Consider the following 26,957-nt stretch of genomic DNA (forward strand, 5'->3'; position numbering starts at 1 on the left):
TCGAAAAAAAGGAGCAAAACACGTTGCCCCTTTTCTGAAGCTCACACCATCAAACCGACTATTAAGCCTGCTCGCTTACTTCAACGAAATCATCACCGGACTTGACGGCCTCGACGACTTCGTTCAACGCGCCGGCACGGCCTTCAAGGATGGCATCGGCAACACCGCGTGCGTACAACATGATGGCTTTTGACGAGTCATCGTTGCCTGGAATGACATACGTCACGCCTTCCGGGCTGTGGTTGGTATCAACCACACCGATGACAGGAATACCAAGCTTGGCAGCTTCGGTGATCGCACCTTTGTGGTAACCAACGTCGACCACGAAAATTGCGTCAGGGATGCCGCCCATATCCTTGATACCGCCGATGGATTTTTGCAGCTTGATCATCTCGCGCTCAAACATCAGACCTTCTTTTTTGCTTAGCTTTTCAACGGAACCGTCTTCGATCGAGGCTTCCATTTCTTTCAGGCGCTTGATCGAGGTCTTGATGGTTTTGAAGTTGGTCAGCATGCCGCCGAGCCAGCGCTGGTCGACGAATGGCATACCGGCGCGTTGCGCTTCTGCAGCCATGATTTCGCGCGCCTGGCGCTTGGTGCCAACCATCAGGATGGTGCCGTTGTTGGACGACAGTTGCTTGATGTACTTCATCGCGTCCTGGTACATGGCCAGGGTTTTTTCGAGGTTGACGATGTGAATCTTGTTGCGGTGACCAAAAATGAACGGTGCCATTTTTGGGTTCCAGAAACGGGTTTGGTGACCAAAATGGACGCCGGCTTCCAGCATTTCACGCATTGTTACTGACATAGTTTTCTCCAGGGTTGGGGTCTGGAATCCGCCCGGTGACCGGCACTGGCGATGCAAACATTGCATGCTGTAGTACAGGCACCCTTGTCGAACGGATTCGCGATTTTTACTGCACTGCCTTGAATTGCTTTTCTAGACAGCCTGCGATTGTACTCGAAAACCTGCCGCTGATTCAAGCATGCTTCGCGATCGCGATGATGCGATGCGGAATGCCGCAATACCGGCGGTGCAACCGGGTCGACTATAATCGGCACCTGAACCAGTATTATTTGCGAAAGGCAGAGTATTAACATGAGCACCATCTCCATCAAGACCGAAGCCGATATCAAGGGCATGCGCATTGCCGGCCGCCTGGCTGCTGAAGTACTCGATTTTATCGCTCCCTATATGAAAGTCGGCATTACCACCGGCGAAGTCGATCGCCTTTGCCACGAGTACATGGTCAATGTGCAAGGCACCATTCCAGCGCCGCTCAACTACTGCCCACCCGGCTACACACCCTACCCGAAAGCAATTTGCACTTCCGTCAATGACGTGATCTGTCACGGGATTCCCGGCGACAAGGTACTCAAGAACGGCGACGTCATCAACCTCGACATCACCGTCATCAAAGACGGCTACCACGGAGACACCAGCCGCATGTACTACATCGGCGAGCCATCGATCATGGCAAAACGCCTCGGGCTGATTACGTATGAATGCATGTGGCTCGGCATTTCAAAAATCCGGCCAGGTGCGCATCTGGGCGATATCGGTTACGTGATTCAGCAGCATGCCGAAAAAGCGGGCTACAGCGTGGTACGCGAATTTTGTGGCCACGGCATCGGCACGATCTTCCATGAAGAGCCGCAAATCCTGCACTACGGTCGTCCGGGCACACTGGAAGAAATGAAAGCCGGCATGATTTTCACGGTCGAACCGATGATCAACGCGGGCCGCAGGGAAATCCGCGAAATGGGCGATGGCTGGACCATCAAGACCAAGGATCGCAGTTTGTCGGCGCAGTGGGAACACACGGTGCTGGTCACCGAGACCGGCTACGAAGTCCTGACCGTATCAGCAGGGATGCCGCCACCACCGGAGTTCATCAAGACCTCCGCCGAACAGATCGCGGCTTCCTGACAATGGCATCGCTTGCGCTTACGCTGAAAGAAAAACTCAAAAGCGAACGGCTCAAGCTGATTGCCCAATTCGAACTGGACGGAAAACCGGAAGCGCTGCTGACGAACCTGTGCAAAAGCGTCGACGCCGTGCTGGCGGAGGCGTGGACCGGATGCGGCCTGCCGGCCAGCGCTGCGCTGGTGGCCGTCGGCGGCTACGGGCGCGGCGAGCTGTTTCCGCATTCCGATGTCGATGTCCTGATTCTGCTGGAGTCCGCACCCGGCCCGGCGCTGCAAGCGAAGCTCGAAGAGCTGGTACAAACGCTATGGGACATCGGCCTCGAAATTGGTCACAGCATACGCACGATTCCGGAATGCCTGTCGGAAGCGGCGGCGGACATCACGGTACAAACCAGTCTGCTCGAAGCGCGCCTGGTCACGGGGAATCGCAAGCTATTCCGCTTCTTGCAGGAACGCTGCTCGGCGGCGATGCAACCGCTGGCATTTTTTCAAGCCAAAATTCTGGAAATGCGCCAGCGCCATGCCAAGTATGACGATACGCCCTACAGCCTCGAACCGAATTGCAAGGAAAGCCCGGGCGGCTTGCGTGACCTGCAGGTGATTCTGTGGGTTGCCAAGGCTGCCGGACTCGGTGACTCATGGCGCAAGCTGGCGCAGCGTGGCCTGATCACCAGCGTTGAAGCACGTCAGCTGGTACAAAAGGAGCGCGCCTTCAAGGATATCCGGATCAGGCTGCATATCCTGACCAACCGGCGCGAAGACCGGCTGGTCTTCGATGTCCAGACCGCCATCGCCGAAAAGTTCGGATTCAGCACTACCGAAACCCGTCGCGCTAGCGAGTACCTGATGCAGCGATATTACTGGGCAGCCAAGGCGGTCACCCAGCTCAACGCCATCCTGCTGCAAAATATCGGTGCGCAATTGTTGCCGATGCCTTCCGTGCCGGTGCCGATCAATCCGCGCTTCAATGAGATCAACGGATTTATCGATATTGCCCGCGAAGATACCTTCCTGACGACCCCATCATCGATGCTGGAAGTCTTCCTGCTGCTGGCCGAAAACAGTCTGTTGCAAGGGATGACCGCACGCACCATGCGCGCACTGTGGCACGCCCGCCTCAAGATCGATGCGGCATTCCGCCGCGACCCGGTCAACAAGGCGCTGTTCCTCGACATTTTGCGTTCGCCGCAGGGCATCACGCATGCCCTGCGCAACATGAACCAGACCAGCATCCTGGGCCGCTACCTGCCGAATTTCCGGCGTATCGTCGGCCAGATGCAGCACGACCTGTTTCATGTGTACACGGTCGATCAGCACATCCTGATGGTGGTGCGCAATGTACGCCGCTTCACGATGCCGGAGCACTCGCACGAATATCCGTTTTGCAGCCAGCTGATCGCCAATTTTTCACGTCCGTGGCTGCTCTACATCGCGGCCCTGTTCCACGATATCGCCAAGGGCCGCGGCGGTGATCACTCCAAACTGGGCATGGCCGATGCCGAGAAATTCTGTCGCGATCACGGACTATCGAAAGAAGACACCGAACTGATCGTGTTTCTGGTCGAGCATCACCTGACCATGTCGCAGACGGCCCAGAAGCAGGATCTGTCCGATCCTGCGGTGATCCAGACTTTTGCAGCTTTGGTCAAGGATGAGCGGCATCTGACCGCACTGTATCTGTTGACGGTGTCTGACATACGCGGCACCAGCCCCAAGGTCTGGAATGCGTGGAAGGGCAAATTGCTGGAGGATCTGTACCGGATTACCTTGCGCGTGCTTGGTGGCGAGGCCCCCTCGGCCGATCGGGAACTGAAAAATCGCCAGCAGGCGGCACTGGCGACATTGCGCCTGTACGGCCTTCCTGCCGATGCCCATGAACAGCTGTGGAACCATCTGGATGTCGCCTACTTCCTGCGTCACGATGCCTCGGATATTGCCTGGCAAACCCGCGCGTTGTACGGTAAGTTCGATAGCCCGGTGCCCGTCGTCAAATGTCGCCTGGCCACGATCGGCGAAGGCCTGCAGGTCACCGTCTACCTGAAAGATCAGCCGGACCTGTTCGCACGGACCTGCAGTTATTTCGACCAGAAGAACTTCAGCATTCTGGATGCAAAAATTCACACCACGCGGCACGGTTATGCTCTGGATACGTTCCTCGTGACCGAGCCCAATTTTGCCAATAACTACCGCGATATCATCAGTCTGATCGAGCACGAACTGACGCAGTTTCTGACCAGTGCGGAACCGTTGCAAGCGCCTACCCGGGGGCGTTTATCGCGCCTCTCGCGCACGTTCCCGATAACACCGGCAGTCGACTTGCGCCCTGACGAACGCGGCCAGTATTATCTGCTGACGATTTCGGCCAACGACCGTAACGGCTTGCTGTATTCCATCGCCAGCGTGCTGGCCCGCTACCGGGTCAGCCTGCATACCGCCAAGATCATGACGCTCGGTGAGCGAGTCGAAGACGTTTTCCTGGTGGACGGCCCGACGCTCAATAATGCGCGCAGCCAGATTCAGCTGGAAACCGATTTGCTCGACGCCCTGCGCGTTTGATCCCACCCATTTTTTGACACACTACGATGACCGAACCTCTCCGCCTTTCCAAACGCATGTCCGAACTGGGTCTGTGCTCCCGCCGTGAAGCTGATGAATGGATCGCCAAAGGCTGGGTCAGAGTCGATGGCCAGGTCATTTCCGAACTTGGCAGCAAGGTCTTGCCCAGCCAGACCGTCACCATCGAACGCCAGGCAGCCGCGCAACAATCCAAGCTGGTCACGGTCCTGATCAACAAGCCGATGGGCTATGTCAGCGGCCAGGCCGAGGACGGGTATCAGCCGGCGGTAACGCTGGTGAAAGCCGAAAACCGCTGGAGCGAAGATGGTGCACCGCTACAGTTTCATCCGACCCAGCTGCGCAGCCTGGTGCCAGCCGGGCGACTCGACATCGATTCGATCGGCTTGCTGGTACTCACGCAGGATGGCCGCGTGGCCAAGCAGCTCATCGGCGAAACCACCGACGTGGAAAAAGAGTATCTGGTGCGCGTGCAGTACGACCGTCCCGGACGCCTGCCCGACAATCAGCTAAAGCGCCTGCAACATGGCCTGACCATGGATGGCAAGGAATTATTGCCCGCCAAGGTGCGCTGGCAGAACGACGATCAGCTGAGCTTTATCCTGCGCGAAGGCAAGAAGCGCCAGATCCGTCGCATGTGCGACATGGTGGGTCTGAAAGTGCTGGGCTTGAAACGGGTACGGATAGGCAATGTCAAGCTGGGCGATTTACCGGTCGGCGAATGGCGCTATCTGGGCGCGGATGAAGTGTTTTGAAGTCAATGAAGACAGGATGTTCACGCATGGCCAGAGTGCCAGCGTGAACGGCCGGGTCAGTCGTCTTCGTCGCCGTCCAGCTCCGGAAACAGCACGCTGGTATAGCCGAACCGACTGAAATCCGTCACCCGCATCGGGTAAAGAATCCCATCCAGATGGTCACATTCATGCTGCACCACGCGCGCATGAAAACCGTCGACATCGCGGCTGATCACGCCGCCAAACTGATCGACTCCTTCGTAATGCAATTGCGTCCAGCGCGCCACCACACCGCGCAGTCCCGGCACCGACAGACAGCCTTCCCAGCTTTCTGCGGTGTCGTCCGACAGCGGTGTCAGTACCGGATTGATCAACACGGTTTCAGGCACTTCCGGCGCCTCCGGGTAACGCACGTTCTGCTTGAAACCGTAGATCACCACTTGCAGGTTCACGCCGATCTGTGGCGCGGCCAGACCAGCACCATTGGCCGCATGCATCGTGTCGAACATGTCGGCAATTAGCTCACGCATCGCGGGGGTGTCGAATTCGGTCACCGGTTCGGCTTGCCGCAACAAACGCGGGTCGCCCATTTTCAATATCTCTCGGACAGTCATCGTTGCGTCTCCAGCAATGTCTTCAAATAAGCAGCAAAGGCCACCCCGGTTTCGGGATGTTTCAGTCCCATCGCCATCGAGGCTTTCAGGTAGCCGAGCTTGGACCCGCAATCGTAACGCTGGCCGTTATAGCGATACGCCAGCACGCGTTCCGATTCGATCATGGCCGAGATGCCATCGGTGAGCTGGATTTCGCCACCAGCGCCCTGCCCGAGATTTTCCAGATAATCAAAAATCCCGTTCGTCAGCACATACCGCCCTACCACTGCCAGCGTCGATGGCGCGCTGTCCGGGGTGGGCTTCTCGACGATTGCATTCACCTGTTCCAGCGATCTGGCATACGGCGACACACTGACGATGCCGTACTGCCGGGTTTCGGCACGCGGCACGTCCTGCACGGCAAGAATGCTCGACCCCTGGCGCGAAAAAATATCCGTCATCTGCGCCAGCACCGGTGCCGTGCCATCCGGCACATCCATGAAGTCATCCGCCAGCAATACCGCGAATGGCTCCAGCCCCACGACCGGACGTGCGCACAACACCGCATGACCGAGCCCCAGCGGCGCGGACTGGCGGATGTAAATGCAGCTCACGTGTTTCGGAATCACGTTCTGGACAAACTCCAGCAACTGCGTCTTGCCGGCGGCTTCGAGTTCGGCTTCGAGTTCATACGCCTTGTCGAAATGGTCTTCGATGGCACGCTTGTTACGGCCGGTAATGAAGATCAATTCAGTGATGCCGGCAGCGACGGCTTCTTCGACGGCGTACTGGATCAAGGGCTTGTCGACGATCGGCAGCATCTCTTTCGGTTGTGCTTTCGTGGCCGGTAAAAAGCGGCTCCCGAGACCGGCCACCGGAAACACGGCTTTCTTAATTTGTCGCATCGACTTGTCCTTTCAAAAGTTGCAGTAAGCCGGCTTCATCGAGGATGACCAGACCGAGTTCGGTGGCTTTGACGAGCTTGCTGCCGGCCTCGGCACCGGCGACGACATAGCTGGTTTTTTTGGAGACCGAGCTGGCGACCTTGCCACCAACTGCCTCGATCAATGCCGCGGCGTCATCACGGCCGAGCGTGGGCAATGTTCCGGTAAGCACGAAAGTCTTGCCGCTTTGTGGCAAGGCCCGGACCTGCTGTGGGCTGCCTTCTTTCCAGTGCAACCCGGCGGCACGCAACTGGTCGATCAGTTCGCGATTGAGCGGGTCGCCGAAAAAAGCCAGGATCGACTGCGCGACCACCGGGCCGACATCGGCCACCTCCAGCAATTGGGCTTCGGTCGCTGCGATGGCGGCGTCGAGCTGGCCGAAGTGGGCGGCAAGCGCTTTCGCAGTGGCTTCACCGACATGCCGGATGCCAAGCGCATAGATAAAACGGGCGAGCGTGGTGGCCTTGGATTTTTCCAGCGCGGCAATCACGTTGCGCGCCGATTTGTCGGCCATGCGCTCCAGCTCTGCCAAGCCGACCAGTCCCAGCTTGTACAGGTCGGCGGGGGTACGGATGACTTCGCGATCCACCAGTTGCTCGATCAGTTGTTCGCCCAGTCCTTCGATATCCATCGCGCGACGCGAGACAAAATGCTGCAGGCCACCCTTGCGTTGCGCGGCGCATGTCAGCCAGCCGCCCGAACATCGCGCAATGGCTTCCTCGTCAAGCCGGACAATCGGCGATCCGCACACCGGGCACGCCGTCGGCATCACGAATTCGCGCGCATCGACCGGACGCAATTCGGCGATGAACGACACCACCTCCGGAATCACGTCACCGGCACGCCGCACGATCGCCGTATCACCAATCCGGATATCCTTGCGGCGCACTTCATCCTCGTTGTGCAGCGTGGCATTGGTGACGGTGACGCCGCCCACCGAGACCGGCGCCAGCCGCGCCACCGGCGTGATGGCACCGGTACGACCGACCTGGACGGTGATGTCCTGCACCACGGTACTGGCCTCCTCGGCCGGGAATTTATGCGCCAGCGCAAAGCGCGGTGCGCGCGAGACGAAACCGAGTTGCTGCTGTTCGGCCACCGCGTCGACCTTGTAGACCACGCCGTCGATTTCATACGGCAAGGCGGCGCGGCGCGCGCCAATGTCGCGATAGAACGCCAGCAAGCCCTGCGCGCCGCTGACGACCCGGCGCTCCTGACAGACCGGGATACCGAGTTGGCGATACCAATCTAGCAACGCGGTATGCGAGGCCGGCATCGGCATGCCGTCCAGGGCACCGACGCCGTACGCAAAAAATCGCAAGGCGCGACTTGCGGTAATGCGGGAATCAAGCTGGCGCAAGCTGCCTGCCGCGGCATTGCGCGGGTTGGCGAATTCCTTCAGGCCGGCGGTGCGTTGGCGTACATTCAAGCTGGCAAAATCCGCTTTGAACAGCAATACCTCGCCACGCACATCGATGACCGCCGGAGGATGTTCGGTCTGCAACCGCAACGGAATCCCGCGGATGGTACGGACATTGGCGGTGACGTTTTCGCCGGTGGCGCCATCGCCACGGGTGGCCGCTTCGACCAGCACGCCTGCCTCGTAGCGCAGGTTGATTGCGAGGCCGTCGAACTTCAATTCGGCGGCGTAGGCCACTTCTTCAGTTGCCTGCAGGCCGTCCCGAACACGGCGATCAAACGCAAGGATGTCCTCATCGGCGAAGCCATTCCCGAGCGAGAGCATCGGTACCGAATGCCGCACCTGGGCAAACTCCGGTAGCGGTGCAGCGCCGACCCGCTGCGTCGGCGATTGCAGCGAGATCAGCTCCGGGTGGGCGGATTCAAGCGCTTCCAGTTCGCGAAAAAGCGCGTCGTAATCGACATCGGGAATGGTCGGGCTATCGAGCACGTAGTAGGCGTGGGCGTGGCGATCCAGCAAGTCACGCAGCGCAGCGACACGCACGGCGAATTCCGCCGATGACACTGTCGCCATGGTCAGCTGAACAGGCGCAAGGCCCGCATTGATCCTGCCGGAATGTCGGCCGACTCCATGTTGGCGTAAAAATCGTCTACCTGGCTGGCGATTTCACTGAGTGCCTGATCCGATAGTGGCTGGTTGCCATCATCAACGACGGTACCGTCCATGCGCAGCGCCAGAGAACGGGCACAGGCGACCAGTGCGCCGAAGGCATTGTGTCCCGGCGCCACGCGCGGCACATCCAGCAGCAGCGTCAGACGCGAGGTCGTGTCCGCAGCCAGCGTGACGTTGGTCGAGAGCGAAAACAACACGCCGCCCTCACCGTCAGACATCACCAGACGACCTTCCGGACGCAGGTCAAATCCCTGTTTTTCCAGCGCGGTGAGCAAGGTATTGATGGCCCACGGTGCACCATTGGACTGGATGTTGACGCTCAGTTGCGCATCGAATTCGGAGATGAACTGGTGCAGTGCGCGCGCGCTCTGCATCACATGGGTCATGTCCGGCACATCGGGTTCGGCACCAAGCTCGTCGGCCACGGCGCGCAGGGACATGATCAGTTCGGAGTATTCGATTTCATTGAGAGCCGTCGCGCGGTTGGCAAGCTGTACCCCCGCTTGCAACGCGGTATACACATTGGCATGGGTAATTGCCTCCCAGTCGCCACCCTCGCGCAGGCCGATGTAATGCACGGCCTTGCTGCCGACATGGCGCAGATTGTGGATCGGGCCGAGTATCTTGTCGCCCCGCAGCGGGTTTTCCAGTGTGAGTGGAATCAGGCAGTCGACCAGATCATCGACTGGCAAATTGCGCACCATCGGGCGCGCAGTGGCCACCGTTTCGGCGGATGCCGCAGCGCCTTCCGGAAGTGGCGCGTCGTCGCTGGTGACGATGCCGTCAGGAGTACTGGCCACATCCGGCTCGGCAGCAAAAAAGCCGGGTTCCTGGCGCGCTGGTGCCGGCGTGTCACTGCGGCTGGAGGGTGTCATCAGGACATCGTCACTGGTCGATGAAAAAGCCCGTTCGACACTTTTTTTGGCCTTGTACTCCTGCCATTTGTTGTAGCCGATGACGCCTGCAACGATGGCACCGCCAATGGCGATCAGGCTGGTCTGAAGATCGGTCATGCCGTAGCTGCCTTCACGGCCGGAATGCGCGTCGCCGCGCAGCTGGTTTGGAGATTCCCGACAGGCTTGTCAGAAAAAATTGCAATCATTGATAAAGGAGGCACAGGAGTCTTTGAAAGTCAGGCGAAACAGTGAGCGATGGAAGCGGGCCAGAGCGCAAAAGCAGGTACGAGCAGGGCCATCCGGAATTGGTCCAAGGGTAAGTGTGGATACCTGAAGTTGTCAAGCTGGCCTCTGCGCCGGGCACCAATTTTGCGCCTGTTTTCCGTCCCGGTGGTGGTGGTCCACGAGACGGGTTCGGCAAAGTTGCCATTATTCGTCAGTGTCGACACCAATCCGGCTTGTCGCATCCGGCAAGCCACCCGCCCTCCGCGACAGTCATTCTGGTCCTTGCCGCGAAATCACCGCGATCTCACCGTAGGACGGGAGTTTTCACGGTGTTCAACAAAAGTATCTCGCGCGACGGAACGCATAGTTGCCAAACAACAAAACTCAAAATAATTCCCACAAGAATACTTACTATTGGTTATTATTAAATCGGTACTTTAGATTCGTTTTGTTCAACATGACCACATAGACGTCCCATTTATTCAAGGCTAGACGATGCATACTCGCCCCATGACCGCCCGCTGGATAGCTAGCACTGCAATGCTGGCGTCATTGAGCGTGCCGGCTGCGGCACAAATGCAGATACCCAATCCGCTGATACGTCCGCGCAGCATCAGCAATCCGGTGCCGTCCGACATTCCTCAGCTGCCGGGCGCCAACGCGCAACGTGGCACGACCAATCCCGGCGCAACAGCTGCTTATCCGCCCATATCCGGTAATCCCGGCGGTCCGCAGTATGCCGATGACGCCGCTGCCCGGGAACTCAACGAATTGAAAGAACGCTTCGCTACCTTTTACGTATCGGCCATCAGCGGCAAAGAGGCCGTGCTGCGACGCTCGCAGGCACAGCGCATCGGCCTCAATCCGGCTGCTGCCGGACTACAACCTGTGGGCAGCAGCATGGCGCCCGTGCCATTCGGCGCGATATCGTCGCAGAGCCAGCCAACCGCCCGCAATGAGGCACTGATGCTCAGGGATGGCGAGTCATTCGAGGCAACCGGCAACGTTGGCAGCCTGCTGGCACGTATCAGCAACCGACAGGTCGTTATCTATCGGGTTCAGGAAAACACCCAACGCCGCGCGATTATTTTCGTTGGCGAACTGGAAACCTCCGGCAGCCCGGCACAGCCCGCCATCGTTCTGGAGCGGCCCGACCCGGCCTACAAACGCAGCATTTCCGTCGAAACCAAAACACGCAGCGCATCAGCGCCACAAACCGACAGCACCAATGTGCCTCCCCTGAATCCGCCAGCGTTGCCACCGCAATAAGCACAGGGACCGCCATGAATACGCTCATCACTCCGGACAACAGCCTGCAAGGACAAATCGGCAAATACCTGGTGACAACCGGCGTCATCACGCCGCAGCAACTCGATGTTTGCCTGCGTCAGCAAAAGTCGTCACGCGACAGCGGCCAGCCGGCACTGCTGGCGGAAGTCATTGCGCGTAATAAATTCGCCAGCCAGGAGCAAATTGGCTTCGCCGTAAAACGGCTGGACAGCGAGCGCGATTCGATCCTGTTTCGGCGCCTGCTGCCATTGTCATTGTGTAAGCAGTACAGCGTTTTTCCGATTGATGTCGAGGGTGGCATTCTGATTCTCAAAGCCGCCCGAGTCATGACCGCCGCCACCAAAGCTATCCTGATCAGCGCCTGTGAAGTCAGCGTCACGGCCCTGCGTGTCATGCCGACCGACATTGGCGACATTCTTCGCTCGCTGGCCGGCATCTATCGTGAAGAACATACCTTTGAATCGATTGCGCTACGCCTGCGCAACGAAGAGATCAATGGATTGCTGTTGAAGCAAGCCCTCAATGCGCTGCTGGGTGAAGCCATCGTGTTGCGCGCCTCCGATATCCACCTGGACAAGCTGCGCGATCCGAATGCCTGGATCAGCTATCGCATCGATGGTGTGTTAAAGCCGACCCACCTGGTTCCCGAACGCATCATGGCGGCGCTGTTTTCGCGGATCAAGAATGAGTCCGGCATGGATGCATCGGATACCAGGCGGGCGCAGGATGGCCGGCTCTCGCTAATCAATGCCGGCGCCGGGGTCGAATTTCGGGTCGCCACTCAACCGATCGCCGGTGGCGAAACCATCGCCATCCGCGTGCTTGATCCGGCCTCGATGATCGGTCTTGATGCGTTGTTCCCGTTTCAGCTGCAAATGCATGAGCTGTTCCGGCAACTGGCCAACGTGCGCGGCAAAACCGGCGGACTGGTGCTTATTTCGGGGCCTACCGGTTCAGGCAAAACGACGACGCTGTACGCACTGGCGCAGAACTTCAGTCGTGACCGCATCAATGTGATTACGGTCGAAGAACCGGTGGAATACATCCTGCCGTTTGCCCGCCAGATTCAGCTCAACCAGCTGCTCAACGAAAAATCCGCCGATCTCGAACGATCGGTACTGCGCCAGGACCCGGATGTCCTGATCCTCGGTGAAATCCGCGACAACGACACCATGCGCGCCGCGCTGAAATTTGCCGAATCCGGTCATCTGGTGCTGGCCACCGTGCATGCCAAAAACGTTGCGCAAACCTTCGAACGCGTGCTCTCGTTTTGCGACGTTGCGACCAAGCAGGAAGCCTTGTACGTACTCGCCAACCAGCTCAGCGTGGTGGTCAATCAGGGCTTGATTCCAAAACTCTGCGCCTGTGCCAGCGAGGTCGATACCGAGTCGGCTGCCGAACTGCACACTGCACATGCAATGACCTTCCATGGCCATGCGCAGTTCCTGCGCCGTCGCGGGTGTCCTGCCTGTAACCAGACCGGCTATCGTGGTCGTGTCGCCATCCACGAGACCGTCATCATCCCGACCAGTACGCAGTTGCGCGACGGCATAACGCGCCTGCTGTTCGAATCGATCCATCATTTCCAGGCCGTGCTCAAGATGGACGGCGTCACGCATATCGACAAACACGCAGTCATGGCGCGGCTGCTCGAATGCCATGTCGTCGATGCGGAAACCGTCACCCAGGCCATCCGGGCGGGCTTCTGACATGGACGGCCTGAAAAATTTCTCGGTCACCTATCTGCTGCCCTTTGCTGCCGATGCAGAGGCCGTGCGCGACCGCAGTGCCCGCAAGTACTTTCGGCACCGCAGCATCGTCGTCGCGGTCACCACCGAACAGGTGGTGCACGAGGTACGGCAGAACGGCGGCATTCCGGTCGATATCCGCGTCATCAAGCCGACACTGGCGTTCCTGAATCCGGTGTCGCGCGACTATAAACAGCAATTTCTGCTGGCGATCTACTTCAATACGCAGGCCGGACTGAGTGCCGGGCAGGCGCTGAAGCTGGTTATCGAAGCCGAAAACGGTCCGTTGCGCCAGCGCCTGAATTTCGCCAATCTGATCCTCGATGGTGGTGGCAGCTTTCTGGAGGCGATGGATGCGCTGGCATTTTTCGACCAGACCACATTGGCCATACTGGAGGCTGGCGAAAAAGCCGGCACGTTGTCCAAGGCAATCAACACGGCCATCGACTACTACAAGGCCAGAGCTGGCACCCTGAAAATCCTGATGGCGACAGCCATATTCACGACCGTCGAAGTAGCGTTCTCGGTCCTGTCACTGATCGGCAACCGGATGGCCGTGCTACCGGCCATCGAAAAGGAAATGGCCGACAATGCCACGCCCGCAAAAATAGAAGGCATCAAGCGCGGCATCGCGATTGCCTACTTTGCCAATGACCTGATGCTGGTGGTGTCGCTGGCACTGATGGCGTTTGCCGCTGCCTGCCTGTTTGCCTATCTCAATGGCAGCCGCGACTACCGCCAGAAAATAGATGATGTGATACAGCGTATCCCGCAACTCAAGGACATCGTCCTGCATGGCGGCATGGCCAACAGCACCAAGGTGGCGGTGTCGCTGATCCGGGGTGGCGTCGACCTGATGGCGACGTTTGCGATCGCCGAAAAAGCCTCACAGGTGCCCCGGGTGCTGAACTTCTGGCGCAACGCCGTCAAGCGCATCGAAGACGGTGAGGACGTGGCTCATGCACTGGCGCAGGTCCCGCTTGAAAACTCGGAACGGACCCTGATTCGTTCGCATGCCGATCGCCATCAGCTGGCGCGCGCCTTCGAAGTCATTGCCGAGCGACGCGAAGTACTGGCACAGCGCGCCGCCAAAAAATTCCAGGTCTTTTCCTTTTTTGCCACCCTGGCGTTTTCGCTGGCGGCAGTGCTGATCGCACTGTTCGTCGCCCTGCTTCAGAGCGAGGGCAGCCTGGCCTCGATGACCTCTTTATAGGACTACCAGACAGCCATGCTCAATCTTAGTCCCGTCAACTTCGAGAGCGCCTACTCCGGCATGATCGCTGGCGCGATTCCGCTGCACAGTGACGATATCGACAAAAGCATCTTCATGGTTGCGCAGGATGTGCTGGACACTGCACGCATGCATTTGCTGGTGGCGGTTGATCGTGAGAACAAGACCGTGTATTACCTTGCCGCGCCATCGAGTGCCTTCACCTCGATTCCTTCATTCAACACGCCACTGGCCGCTGCCCTGCCCGGCCACCCGCAGCATCGCGGCGACGGTATTTATTTTTTGCAGGATGTCACGCTCGCTGTGGCCATCGAAAAATCGCGCGACCATATCCGGTTGATCGCCAACACACCCGACGTGATGGCCAGCTGGCTTGCCGAACAGTCGGACGTTGCCATCCATGCGGTAGAGAACGACGAGCCGTGGGCGATGGAATCGATCTCCGGCGCGTATCGCCGGATTGCCGACAATATCTCGCTGGCGACGACGAAATATTCGCTGATGGTATCGGGCATTGCGCTGCTGCTCTACATCGCGGCGGCAATCGGTGTGTCGGTTCAGAATGCCTCGGCCGACAAATCGAGCCAGGCCCACATGAATGCCGTCAGCGATGCCGTGACGCGGATCGATTTTGTTTCGCCGCTTTCACAGCAATTGGCGCGCGTGCAAAAAGTCTCTGCGCTGGTGGTGCGCGCAGGCGGCTGGATCGATGAATACGACATGAAAAGCGGCGATGAAAAATTCATCCTGATGATGCCCGCCTGGATTACCAAAGATTATGTCGATGCGCTCGGGGCAAAGGTCGAAGCCGACCAGACTGGCGATGAAAACCTGATCCGCCTTTCGATGGGTACGCCGCTGGCAGGCACCACACCGGTTGCGCGCCCCCTGAAGAACAACACTCCCGCCAAGGCACTCCGCTGATCATGAAAAATCCATTCGCCTCCCTCGCACCGGCTGACGTTGCCGGCACCAATCAGCGGCAAGCTCCGCGCGCCCATGCGTTCGGCAAACCGGCCCACCATGTCGCGCCGTTCATGGCGGCGGCGTACCAGAATTTCACGCTAATTGCGCCGTTGATGTTCGTTGCTGCAGTAGTGCTGAGCATACTTGCCGCCAACCAGAGCGCGGCCTTCATTACAGCCGTCACGCGTGATATCAAAAGTTCGGAAGCCAACAAAATCGCCCCGCTACTGGACAAGAAACCGCTCGGCCCTGCCGATTACCAGAGTGTTGCAAACGTCATGGCAAAGAACAATGCGGCAGTCACCATCTCGTTACCAGTCAATCGCAGTTCGGTACAGATCAGCATCAAGGACGCAGCCCTGTTGCCGGAGTTCATGTACGCACTGGCCACACTGCAGTCGTTTCGTCAGGGCGTGGCCTGGAATGCCAGCAGGATTTGCCTCGCCAAATGCGATGGCGGCGTCGCCGCCAGCGCGGACATCACGGGCTACACACAGGCGATTTCATTCAGCGGGCTGAGCGCTCGATGAGTCACTCACATCTGTCCAAACATTTTGAAGGAAAAACCATGAACAAGTCGTCCGGTTACAGCAAGCCTTTGATCAGCAGCATCGTTGTCGGCATCATGGTTCTGGCTGGTGGCGCCTACTTCGGTCTCGATATCCTGCGCTCGGCCGCCGCCAAAGAATCACGCAACGACATGAACACTGTCAAGCAGGGCAGCAACCGCATTGTCGCCGTCGTCGATGGAGCCGAAATTGCCGAAGCCGAATTGCTGCCCTTCCTCAATGCCGGACTCGATAAGGCCGTCGCGGTCGACCGCGCCATCAACAAGGTGGTCGCCGCAAACAGCGCCGACAAGATGTACCGCCAGGCCGCAAAGACCGCGTTGCAGAGTGCGCGCAATGAGGTACTGGCCAGCGTCTTCATCAACCAGCGCTCGCAGGAAGTGCGTAACGCAGTGACCGACAAGGACGTCAAGACGTTCTACGACACGCGCGTCAATGCCGAAGACTTCACCACCTTCAAGCTGAAATTTTTTGTCTCGGTCGATGGCAAGGAAGCGCAGGACGTCTTCGATGGCGTTGGTCGCGGCGAGAAGGACGCCATGGCAAAACTGACCTGGGTGCGCAAGGATGGCGAGCACTACCTGACGGCCGCCGAAGTGCCCTACGGGCTGGGCATCGCGGTCAAGAAACTGAAGGCAGGCCAGCGCCTGCAACCGGTCACCGTGCGCGAAGGTGCGCTGGTGCTGTACGTCGACGACGTCAAGGCCAATCCGAAACCCGAACTGACCAAGGTCGAAGGAGAAATCAAGGATTTGCTGGTAGCGGAACGCTTCAACGACGACATGAAGGCACGCAGGGCGGCAGCAAAAATCGAATTGCATAGCTAGTCTCGGTAACTCGTTTTTCCACGGACATTTCTTTAACAGACAAACGGAGCACGATCATGACCACATCATTTCAACGGCACCACCTGTCCGGCCAGCGCGGCATGGGTGCCACCATCATCCTGTTCACGATCGCGCTGATCGTACTGGTCGGGGCGGCACTGGCCTATGGTAGCCGGGGTAATTCAAAAGCCTTCTCGAACGAAAGTGCCAAAGTGTTCAGCTCGGTGCTGCTCAAGCAAAGTGCCGAATACCGCGATGCCTACAACCGGTATATTTTCGATGGCGGCATCGCTGCAAACATGACGTTCGATACCGCGGCGACAACCGGATTATTCAACAACATCAAGCAATACGGCGTCCAGCAAGATCCGCCGGTGAAAGCATTCGCCACCCCTTCGCTCTGGCTTTACAACAATAGCGTCGTGGTCACCGGCATAGGCACCGCTGGTGCCGATAGCATCGTCTACGTGACCGGGCTGATCAAAGAGGTGTGCGAGCAGGTCAACTCGCAAATGTATGGCGTGATTACCGTGCCGGTGGAGACCGCATTGGCCGACGCTGCGGCGATGGCCACGGCCGGAGCGACCATCCTGTCTCCGACATTTACTGGCAGGGCAACCGGTTGCATCAAGTTGGTCGATAACAGCTACGCGTTCTACAGCACTCTCGCCGAAAATTGATCCGTCATGACAACCGTTCCCCACCCCACCCTCTGGAGCCCCGACCTCGCCGTCGGCAGTGTCGCGCTCGACCGTCGCAACCGCAATGTGTTCGAGCAGCTCGCTGCCGCCGGCAACCGGATCGAGCGTCTCGATGCGCCGGACCTGACGCGCTGGCTGCGCACGGTCTACACGCAGTTCGAGACCCTGCTGCTGGAAGAAGAAGCCGAACTGGCCGAAATCGCCTATCCCGAGCTGCCCTTCCATTGCAAATTGCACGAACAGGCTCGCAGCATCATCCGCACGGCGCGCCTCCAACTGGCCCGCTCGGACAGCACTGAACTCGTCCCAGCATTGACACGCGACAGTTGCACGGCGCTGTCGTTCTGGCTGATGCGTCACGTGATCGATGTCGACAAACTGTTTTTTCCGTACATCGATACCCGTTACCGGGTCGCCTGAAAAGTACTGCGATGACCCGCCACCCGCCCCGACCCGCAAACGGTTTTGCCGCCGCCACGGCGCTGTTTGCAATCGCGCTGTTCGTACTGTTGGGCTTCGTGGCGACCAACACTGCACGCAACAACGCCCGGGCGGAAATTTTCCATGCAACCAAGGACCAGATGGTGGCGCAGCGTGACCTGATCGCCAACATGCTGGTGCTGTGCCGGGCGGTCTATCCGGATGGGAATAACGGCACGGGTTTTCATCCGTCGTATCCGGCCACGCCGGGCGATAGCCTGGTCGCTTCGCTGCTTTGCCCGAAGCCGATGCTATCAATCTGGTCCGGCGACGCCAGCGCAATGAAGCCGCGGCCGCTGGCGGGCTTCACGCCGTGGACCTATGTCAACGATGCCACCAGCATCCGCATTGCGGTCACGGCCCTCGACGCCGGGTCGACGTTCTACCGCAATCTGCTCGATGCCGTCATTGCCAAGGTTGGCGACCAGGCCGTGCGTAACAACGACACGCTGACCATCACGCTGGTGAGCCCATGAGTACGTTACCGGCGCGCATGCACCATCACCGCGGGCAAGCGTGCCCGCCACCCATGAGGATATCGCCATGAAGCCGCCCCGCCTGCTCATCACCACCACCCTGCTGCTGGCCTTGCCAGCCCAGGCGGTGCGCACCAATGAACTGGTCGGCTCGTTCAAGATCGCCGCCGACCTGTCGCGCCGCTCGTCGCAAGAGCTGGCAGTCAAGCAGGCAGCAACCATCATCACCACCTATATTGCGTCGTCCGTGGATACCGACGGCGACCCGTTCCCGGAACCGCCACCATTCCGGACCGGCGCCGGCCCGGCGGGTGGCGGACTGGTGCCGCTCAACCTGGGTGCGCCGATCACCGATGGCTACGGCGCCAACCTCGGCTATTGCGCATGGGATAACGGCAGCGTGACGGTCAGCACCAACCGCCTTCCCGGCAGTACCAGCGACACCGGCGCGGTCACGTTCGCGGTCGTGTCGGCCGGACTCGATGGCGTGTTCAACCGCACCTGCGCACAAATCGCCAGCGGCGCGGTGACGACCGACGATGACTTCGTCGCCAGCTATTCCACCGCGCAAATTCGCCAGGGTGTCGGCGGCACCGTGTATTTTGGCGACCCGGTGGCGGACATGACTGCGCTGGGCGCGCTCACCAGCACCAGAGATGGCGAACTGCGCCTGGTGAAATCGGACAACACGCTGTGGCGCTGGAACACGGCCGGCAGCAACTGGACCAGCGCCAGCAACACCTATACCGCCAACAACGTCATCATCACCGGCGGCACCATCAACGGCACGGCGATCGGCAACGTCACGCCATCATCTGGCGGGTTCACTACCCTGGCTGCCAGCGCTGGCATTACCGGCAACCTGACCGGCAATGTCACGGGCAACCTGGTCGGAAATATCACCGGCAACGTCATCGGCAATGCCGATACCGCGACACGGCTAGCCGTCGCGCGCAACATCGGTATGACCGGCGACGGCAACTGGTCGGTAGCGTTCGATGGTTCCGGCGATGCCACGGGCGCACTGGTGCTGGCCAGCACCGGGGTGAACCCCGGCAGCTACGGAACGAACGTGTCGGTACCCACCTTCACGGTCGATGCCAAGGGCCGCCTGATTGCGGCCGCCAATATCGCCATCACGCCATCGCTGTCCTCGCTGACGGGGGCGGCAGCGGCTAACACGATCGGCAATGGCGCGTATGCGCAGAGCTGGAACTGGCAACTGACTGGCAATACAAGTGCGTTTTCGATCGGCGAAACTGCCGCATCGACGGGCGGCAGCGGCACCCAGTATTTGATGAACGTCGGTACGCTGGCAGCCTCTACCGCGATCCCGCTGAGCGTTTCCGTGCGTGGCATCGAGGCCTTCCGGGTGGACAGCGTCAATCCGCAACTGGTGGCTAACAATGGCACCGTCGCTGCGCCCGGCTATGCATTTGCAGGACAACAATCGACCGGCTTTTATTTGCCGGCCACCGGCCAGCTTGCTGCCAGCGTGGCAGGAACGCGCAGCCTGTGGCTCACCGCAGGCAGTGCATCGTTCGGCAGTGGCGCATTGCTCAACGATACATCGGCCACCGCCACCGCGATCGGTGCCAGTGCGCTGGCTGCGAACACGACAGGTGCCCAAAACACCGCGGTCGGTGGCAATGCCTTGCTTAGCAATACGACAGGACAATACAACACCGCGGTCGGATACCAGGCCATGCGTTCAAACACGCTAGGGGTAGAAAATAATGCCTTCGGCAGAGAAGCGCTCTACGACAACAACTCTGGTAACAGCAACGTCGCTGTCGGCACCCGTTCGCAACGCTTCAATATCTCCGGAAACAAGAACATTGCTGTCGGTGGCGGCAGTCTGCTGTCCAATAACACAGGGTCAAGCAATGTTGCGGTCGGCGATGCGACACTTTTTTTTAATACCGCCGGTGATAATGTCGCCATCGGTGACGCCACATTGTTTAGCAATCTGGGTGGCATGAACAATGCCGCGCTTGGGAGTGCAGCGCTGTATGCGAATACATCAGGGAATAACAATACGGCCTTGGGCGAAAATGCCGGATATCGGGATGCTACTTTTTCAATCGCTAACGCCAACACCACCGGCAACAACAATACGTTCATTGGCGCGAACGCGATGTCGGGCAGTGCCACACAGCTGAACTACGCCACCGCCCTCGGGTCGGGTTCGCTCGTGAGCTCACCAAATACCATCGTGCTGGGTCGTGCTGCTGATGCCACCGTGATTGGCGCGACTGCCGATGATCTGTCTGGCTACAAATTGCAAGTTACCGGCGGCATCCAATCCACGATTCCCGGCAGCGGCACGGGGCTCAATATGATCCAGACGGTTGGTGGTTTCGGTAGCTACCTGGATATCGGGGCATCGACTTATCCGGGTGCAACCAACAGCAATGCCGCGACGATCCGCTTTATCGATGCTGGTTTCTGGACCGATCACATTACGTTCCGTACAAAAAACACTGGCGCTGCCGCCAACCCGGATACCGAGCGCATGCGCCTGACTTCCGATGGCAAACTGCTGATCGGGTCTGCGACGGATGACGGTAGCGGTAGCTTGTTGCAGGTCACCGGCGGCATCAAGGCATTGACCGGCGGACTCAGCGTGGCTGGCGGCGACTTGGTACTCGGCAGCGGCACGGTCAGTGGTCTGCTGTCGGCACGCCCTGCTTTCGGTGTCGCCAACCGAATATATATCGGCACCGACACCAACACCATTTATCGCGATACCGGCTCTGCCTGGGTTGCGCTCGGCAGCGCGGGAGCCGCATCGCTGTCATCCCTGACGGCAGCTACCACCGCCAACACGATCGCCAACGGTGTCAACGCACAAAACTGGAACTGGCAACTGACCGGCAATACGAGTGCATTTTCGATCGGCGAAACGGCGGCATCGACGGGCGGCAGTGGTACCCAGTACCTGATGAACATCGGTACGCTGGCAGCCTCTACGGCGGTCCCGATGCGCGTTTCCGTGCGTGGCGTCGAGGCCTTCCGGGTTGACAGCGTCAATCCGCAACTGGTGGCCAACAATGGCACTGTCGCCGCACCCGGCTATGCATTTGCGGGACAACCATCGACCGGCTTTTATTTGCCGGCCACCGGCCAGCTTGGCGCCAGCGTGGCCGGCACACGCAGCGTGTGGCTCACCACTGGAAGCGCTTCGATCGGCCAGGGCGCCCTGCTCAATGACACCTCAGCTAACGCCACCGCAGTCGGTACCAACGCCATGACGGCCAATACGTCCGGCATCGAAAATTCTGCCTTTGGCTTCAATGCACTGACCAGCAATACCACCGGCATCAAAAATACCGCCACCGGCTTTGAAAGCCTGAAGTTCAACACCACCGGCAATGAAAACACGGCCTTTGGCCGCCAGGCACTGCTGTACAACACTACGGGCAATTCCAACGTTGGCGCCGGTCCGAATGCGTTGCTCTTCAATACGACTGGTAACAGCAACGTCGCTGTCGGCGGCGGCAGCTTGTTCAGCAATGTCAACGGAAGCAGCAATGTCGCCGTCGGCAATGCGGCACTTTTCTTCAATACCGCCAGCGACAACATCGCCATGGGTGACGGGACGTTGTTCAGCAACAATAGCGGTGCGGAGAACGTCGCCCTCGGCGGCAACGCATTACGAGCCAACACCACGGGTAACGGCAATGTCGCCGTGGGACGGTTTGCCGGTTTTCAGGATGCGGGTAATGGGACGACCAACGCCAACGTCGCCGGCAACTACAACACCTTCCTCGGCAACCGTGCGATGACCGGGACGACGGCGACCATTAATTACGCCACCGCGCTGGGCGCCGCGGCCCTGGTATCGAGTTCCAACACGGTCGTGCTCGGCCGCACCTCCGACGTGACTGTCATCGGCGCGACTGCCGATGATGTGTCGGGTTACCAGTTGCAGGTTACCGGCGGCATCAAGGCCCTGACCGGCGGGCTCAGGGTGGCCGGTGGCGACCTGGTACTCGGCAGCGGCACGGTCAGCGGTTTACTATCTGCACGCCCGGCATTCGGCGTCGCCAACCGGATCTATGTCAGCACCGACACCAATGAAATTTACCGCGACACCGGTGGTGCCTGGAACAGGATCGCCGCCGGCGCTGCAGGCGGCATCCTGGCATCGGCTGATTTCGCCAATCAAGGCACTACCACCACGGTCTTGCACGGCAATGCGGCGGGCAATCCGAGCTGGTCTGCGGTCAATCTGACCAGCGATGTGAGCGGAGTACTGCCGATCACTTCAGGTGGCACGGGAAACAGTACAGTGCCGGTTTTTGGCAACATATTCATGTCGGATGGCAGCAAGTTGTTGCCGACGACGTTAAGTTTCGTGAACGGTACTCTTGGCACTGCTAGTAACGGTACTACGGCCACAATTACGTTCACCAACCCGCAACAACTTGGATCAGTAAATTCGCCTACCTTCACAAACCTGACCCTTTCCAGCGTTTTGAGAACCGCGAGCGGTACAGCTGGCGCACCTAGTCATACCTTTTCATTCGATTTGACGACCGGCCTGTATCGTCCGGCAGCGGGGCAGTTCGGCGTCAGCGTAGCAGGTACCCGCAGCATGTGGATTACAGCAGGCAGCGTCAGTCTCGGATCGGGCGCCCTCGCGTCGGATTCTGCACCGGCCACCAACTTTAACGTCGCCGTGGGTCTGAATGCACTGAATGCCACTACGACAGGAGTCAACAACACGGCGGTTGGCTACCGCACGCTGGCGCTCAATGTCAGTGGAGCTGACAATGCCGCATTCGGCGCGAACGCCTTGCGCCTTTCAACAGGCAGCTCCAATACCGGATTGGGCAGTGGCACGCTGTACTCCAACACGACCGGAAGCTTTAACACTGCGGTTGGCCGGGATGCGCTCAACCTGAACGTGGGGGGCACGTACAACACGGCACTCGGGAATGAGTCGATGTACAACAACACCTCCGGCACTTACAACGTGGCGACCGGCTATACCGCCCTTAGAAACAATTCCACCGGCAGTTACAACGTCGCCAATGGCTATCAGGCAGGGCTTACGACCACAAACGCGATCACTGGCAGCAACTCGACTTTCATCGGAACCAACGCCACCATCGCCGATACTGCCCAGATGGCATCGGCAAGCAACATCACGCTGTTCGGCGCTGGCGCGACTGCGTCGGGCATTACGGGTGCGAACGGCCAGGATGTCCGCATGACGGCCATCGGCGCTGGTGCTTCGGTTACCAGCATCAACACTGTTGTGCTCGGCCGTGCCGCAGACAGCACCGTCATCGGCGCGACTGCCGATGATTTGTCCGGGTACAAGTTGCAGGTGACCGGCGGCATCAAGGCATTGACCGGCGGACTCAGCCTGGCCGGTGGCGACCTGGTGCTCGGCAGCGGTACGGTCAGTGGCTTGCTGTCGGCACGCCCTGCTTTCGGTGTCGCCAACCGGATTTATATCGGCACCGATACCAACACCATCTATCGCGATACCGGCTCGGCCTGGGTTGCACTCGGCAGCGCGGGCGCAGTATCGCTGTCATCGTTGACTGCCGCCACCGCCGCGAACACGATCGCCAACGGCGTCAATGCACAGAACTGGAACTGGCAGCTGGTTGGCAATACGACTGCGTTTTCGATCGGCGAAACGGCAGCATCGACGGGTGGCAGCGGCAATCAATATCTGATGAACATCGGCACGCTGGCATCGTCTACCGCGATCCCGCTGCGCGTGTCTACCCGTGGCGTCGAGGCATTCCGCGTCGATAGTGTCAATCCACAGCTGGTCGCCAACCTTGGCTCGGCGATCGCCCCCGCTTATTCATTCAACGGCCAGCAGGGAACGGGCCTGTACTTTACCAATTATGCCGGCGGCAATAGCCGGCTAGCGGGCAGCGTAGATGGCACCCAAGCCATGGTCATTACCACTGGCAATGTCGGGGCTGGCTATCAGGCGCTGATAAACGATGTCTTCTCGTCCGGAAATAACAGTGCGTTCGGTGCGCAGGCACTGCAATTCACCAATGGCGGCACCAACAATACGGCGGTCGGAGCCGGAACACTGACAACTAATCAGACAGGAAACAACAACGTCGCAGTTGGCGTGAACGCACTTAACAAAAGCACGGCCAGTTCCAACGTCGCCATCGGTCCCGACGCCATGGCAAAAAACACGTCAGGCACATTCAATGTCGCTGTCGGTAACACAGCGCTATATAGAAACCTCACTGGCAACAACAATGTCGCCAACGGCTACCAGGCCTTACAAGATAATCTCGGCAGCAACAACGTTGCGACTGGTTACGGCGCGCTAAGTAACAGCACTACCGGAACAAACAACGTCGCTTACGGATACATCGCGGGCAACACCAACAGCAAAATCGTTACTGGTAGCAATTCCGTTTTCATAGGTGCAAATAGCGGAGTGGGCAACGACAACTTCACATCAGCGTCCGGCGCCATTACGCTGCTGGGATCCAACTCCATCGCCGCGCTCGGCGCGACATCGACAAACGCGTTCATGACTGCAATCGGGTCCGGCGCGTCAGTGACGAGCATCAATACAGTGGTACTGGGCCGTGCCGCAGACAGCACCGTCATCGGCGCGACTGCCGATGATTTGTCCGGGTACAAGTTGCAGGTGACCGGCGGCATCAAGGCTGTCAGCGGCGGGCTCAACCTGGCGGCAGGCACCACGACGGTGGCGCCACTGCGATTCAATAGCGGCACCAATCTTACTGCGGCTGTTGCCGGCGCGATGGAATTCAATGGCACCAACCTGTTCATGACCATCACGGGACCAACCCGCAAAACCATTGCCTTTACCGACAGCGCAATGACCGGCGATGGTTCCGGCATGACCAACCTGAACGCAGCCAATATCGCCAGCGGCACGCTCGCCGTCGCACGCGGCGGTACCGGACTGGGAACGACACCGAGCAACGGCCAACTGCTGATAGGCAATGGCAGCGGCTACACGCTGGCCAGCCTGACCGGCACGACCAACCAGATCACGGTGACGCCGGGGGCCGGCAGCATCACGCTGTCGCTGCCACAGAACATTGCCCCCACCAGCGCCCCGACCTTTGCCGGCATGACCCTCACGGGCGCGTTGAGCGGAACAACGGCAACCTTCACCAGCGTGGCAACCGGCGACGGCACGGTTGGCGCACCGGGTTACGCTTTTTCGGCTGATGCGACAACCGGCCTCTATCGCCCTGCCGCCGGGCAGCTTGCTGCCAGCGTGGCGGGCGTGCGCAGCATGTGGATTACGGCGAGCAGCACAGCCATCGGCACGGGAGCCCTGGCGTCGGGTTCCAGCTCGCCTACCAGCTATAACGTCGCCGTTGGGCTCGGTGCACTGAATTCCAATACGGCAGGTAATGAAAATACCGCCATCGGTTCCTATGCTTTGTACAACAACATCGGCGTTACCGGCGGATATAGAAACAGCGCCAGTGGTATGTCCGCGTTGAACCAGAACACCACCGGTTACGAAAATACGGCGTCCGGCGCCTATGCGTTAGAGAAAAACACCATTGGCACCTCGAACGTTGCCAGCGGTGCATATGCTCTGCTAAGAAACACTACAGGATCGAGCAACACGGCACTAGGGGCTAGTGCAGGCTACACGGCCACCAATTCCATCACCGGCAGTAATTCGACGTTCGTCGGGGCCAGTGCAAGCGTTGCCGATACAGTACAAATGGTATCGGCCAGCAATATCACGCTGCTCGGCGCCGGCGCAACGGCTTCCGGTCTTGGCTCGTCGAATCTGGATGCGCGCATGACCGCCATCGGCGCCGGTGCGTCGGTCACCAGCATCAACACTGTCGTGCTCGGCCGCACGACCGATAACGTCGCCATCGGCCAGACCTTCAACGGTGCCTACAAGCTGACGGTCAACGGCACCGCCGGCGGCACATCGGCTTACGCCGTGTCGTCGGATGCCCGATTCAAGATGAATATCACGCCCGTCATCAATGCGATCGGCACCATCAGGAATCTGCAAGGCGTGCACTACGAATTTAATCGTGCCGCCTTCCCGGAAAAGAATTTCGAGAACGGCCGCCAGCTCGGCTTCATTGCCCAGCAAATCGAACCATTCGTACCCGAAGTCGTGCGTACCGATCGCGATGGATTCAAGGGTGTCCAGTACTCGCAACTGGTGCCGCTGCTGGTCGAGGCCATCAAGGAACAGCAACTGACCTTGCAGCACCTGGTCAAGAAAGATCCCGCCACGCTGCTGGTCGACATCAAGACTTTCCAGGGTAACGACGCCGTGTTCCAGAACATCAAGTCGACCAATATCAAGACCGCCAATCTGGAAGCCGAAAACGCCCGCATCAAGAAACTCGAGGCCGATCGCATCGATACAAAATACCTGCGCTCGGACGTCATGAAGACCGGCGAGACCGAAGTATTCGTCAGCCTGGGGTCGTTCCAGCCGATCTTCGTGCCGTTGGCCGACGCGCAATATATCGTCAATGCCACTGCCGACGATGGCAGCAGCGCATTTGCCTCGGTGGCATTCATGGGCGGAAAGATCACGGTGACGCCGATCAGCGGCAAAGGCGTGGACGTGACAACGATGGGGTCGCAGGTCGGGCTGGTGGCTGCCAGTAAAAAGATCAAGGCGACCTGGATCAGGATGAGTTGACGGATGGGATGAGG

Annotated in this window: 18 protein-coding genes; 13 read left to right on the forward strand and 5 right to left on the reverse strand. The window is 59.2% G+C overall.

The features are described 5' to 3' along the window. Positions 1–61: 61 nt before the first annotated feature. Positions 62–808 carry a 30S ribosomal protein S2 gene (gene rpsB / locus ABD720_RS15240; protein ID WP_344764429.1) on the reverse strand — a complete coding sequence of 249 codons (747 nt, stop codon included), beginning with the start codon at positions 806–808 and terminating at the stop codon, positions 62–64. A gap of 291 nt (positions 809–1,099) precedes the next feature. On the opposite strand from rpsB, the gene map reads away from it, so the two are divergent. From map to ABD720_RS15255, 3 genes are read left to right on the forward strand one after another with little or no spacing between them, the layout of a single operon-like run. Further along, positions 1,100–1,930: a type I methionyl aminopeptidase gene (gene map, locus ABD720_RS15245; RefSeq protein WP_344764431.1), complete on the forward strand. Its 831-nt coding sequence runs from the start codon at positions 1,100–1,102 to the stop codon at positions 1,928–1,930. A 2-nt stretch (positions 1,931–1,932) separates the two neighbouring features. Then, positions 1,933–4,485 (forward strand): [protein-PII] uridylyltransferase, encoded by a 2,553-nt coding sequence (locus ABD720_RS15250; protein ID WP_344764433.1) that lies wholly within the window; start codon positions 1,933–1,935, stop codon positions 4,483–4,485. Between the two features lie 26 nt (positions 4,486–4,511). Next, complete coding sequence (locus ABD720_RS15255) at positions 4,512–5,258, forward strand: pseudouridine synthase (RefSeq protein WP_344764436.1); 747 nt, start codon at positions 4,512–4,514, stop codon at positions 5,256–5,258. A 56-nt stretch (positions 5,259–5,314) separates the two neighbouring features. On the opposite strand, the gene def is transcribed toward ABD720_RS15255, so the two are convergent. From def to ABD720_RS15275, 4 genes are read right to left on the reverse strand one after another with little or no spacing between them, the layout of a single operon-like run. Continuing rightward, on the reverse strand, positions 5,315–5,851 hold the full coding sequence (def, locus tag ABD720_RS15260; RefSeq protein ID WP_344764439.1) for a peptide deformylase: 537 nt from the start codon (positions 5,849–5,851) through the stop codon (positions 5,315–5,317). After that, the gene (gene galU, locus ABD720_RS15265) at positions 5,848–6,735 is read right to left on the reverse strand and encodes a UTP--glucose-1-phosphate uridylyltransferase GalU (protein ID WP_344764442.1); all 888 of its coding nucleotides are present in this window, start codon (positions 6,733–6,735) and stop codon (positions 5,848–5,850) included. The genes def and galU overlap by 4 nt, the downstream gene beginning before the upstream one ends. Continuing rightward, positions 6,722–8,767, reverse strand: a complete 2,046-nt coding sequence (gene ligA, locus ABD720_RS15270; protein WP_344764443.1) for an NAD-dependent DNA ligase LigA — start codon at positions 8,765–8,767, stop codon at positions 6,722–6,724. The genes galU and ligA overlap by 14 nt, the downstream gene beginning before the upstream one ends. Positions 8,768–8,769: 2 nt before the next feature. Continuing rightward, positions 8,770–9,879, reverse strand: coding sequence for a cell division protein ZipA C-terminal FtsZ-binding domain-containing protein (locus ABD720_RS15275; protein ID WP_344764446.1), 1,110 nt, complete (start codon positions 9,877–9,879; stop codon positions 8,770–8,772). A 603-nt stretch (positions 9,880–10,482) separates the two neighbouring features. Between ABD720_RS15275 and ABD720_RS15280 the strand changes: the two genes are divergently transcribed. The 10 genes from ABD720_RS15280 to ABD720_RS15325 all read left to right on the forward strand — a co-directional run bounded on the left by ABD720_RS15280 (position 10,483) and on the right by ABD720_RS15325 (position 26,943). Beyond that, positions 10,483–11,256, forward strand: coding sequence for a hypothetical protein (locus ABD720_RS15280; RefSeq protein WP_344764448.1), 774 nt, complete (start codon positions 10,483–10,485; stop codon positions 11,254–11,256). 14 nt (positions 11,257–11,270) lie between these two features. Continuing rightward, positions 11,271–12,986, forward strand: a complete 1,716-nt coding sequence (locus ABD720_RS15285) for a GspE/PulE family protein (RefSeq protein WP_344764453.1) — start codon at positions 11,271–11,273, stop codon at positions 12,984–12,986. Position 12,987: 1 nt separating this feature from the next. Beyond that, positions 12,988–14,238: a type II secretion system F family protein gene (locus tag ABD720_RS15290; RefSeq protein ID WP_344764456.1), complete on the forward strand. Its 1,251-nt coding sequence runs from the start codon at positions 12,988–12,990 to the stop codon at positions 14,236–14,238. 15 nt (positions 14,239–14,253) lie between these two features. Next, the gene (locus tag ABD720_RS15295) at positions 14,254–15,180 is read left to right on the forward strand and encodes a hypothetical protein (protein WP_344764459.1); all 927 of its coding nucleotides are present in this window, start codon (positions 14,254–14,256) and stop codon (positions 15,178–15,180) included. Positions 15,181–15,182: 2 nt separating this feature from the next. Next, positions 15,183–15,752 carry a hypothetical protein gene (locus ABD720_RS15300; RefSeq protein ID WP_344764462.1) on the forward strand — a complete coding sequence of 190 codons (570 nt, stop codon included), beginning with the start codon at positions 15,183–15,185 and terminating at the stop codon, positions 15,750–15,752. A 38-nt stretch (positions 15,753–15,790) separates the two neighbouring features. Continuing rightward, the gene (locus tag ABD720_RS15305; RefSeq protein ID WP_344764465.1) at positions 15,791–16,618 is read left to right on the forward strand and encodes a peptidylprolyl isomerase; all 828 of its coding nucleotides are present in this window, start codon (positions 15,791–15,793) and stop codon (positions 16,616–16,618) included. A gap of 56 nt (positions 16,619–16,674) precedes the next feature. Next, on the forward strand, positions 16,675–17,298 hold the full coding sequence (locus tag ABD720_RS15310) for a hypothetical protein (protein ID WP_344764467.1): 624 nt from the start codon (positions 16,675–16,677) through the stop codon (positions 17,296–17,298). Positions 17,299–17,304: 6 nt separating this feature from the next. Continuing rightward, entirely contained in the window at positions 17,305–17,739 is a 435-nt protein-coding gene (locus tag ABD720_RS15315) for a hemerythrin domain-containing protein (protein WP_344764469.1), read from the forward strand. Between the two features lie 11 nt (positions 17,740–17,750). After that, positions 17,751–18,275, forward strand: a complete 525-nt coding sequence (locus ABD720_RS15320; protein ID WP_344764471.1) for a hypothetical protein — start codon at positions 17,751–17,753, stop codon at positions 18,273–18,275. Between the two features lie 67 nt (positions 18,276–18,342). Beyond that, positions 18,343–26,943 carry a tail fiber domain-containing protein gene (locus tag ABD720_RS15325; protein WP_344764473.1) on the forward strand — a complete coding sequence of 2,867 codons (8,601 nt, stop codon included), beginning with the start codon at positions 18,343–18,345 and terminating at the stop codon, positions 26,941–26,943. The last annotated feature ends 14 nt before the right edge of the window (positions 26,944–26,957 follow it).

Origin of the sequence: Actimicrobium antarcticum (assembly GCF_039536745.1) — a bacterium.
In the GTDB taxonomy this organism is placed as follows: Bacteria; Pseudomonadota; Gammaproteobacteria; order Burkholderiales; family Burkholderiaceae_D; genus Actimicrobium; species Actimicrobium antarcticum.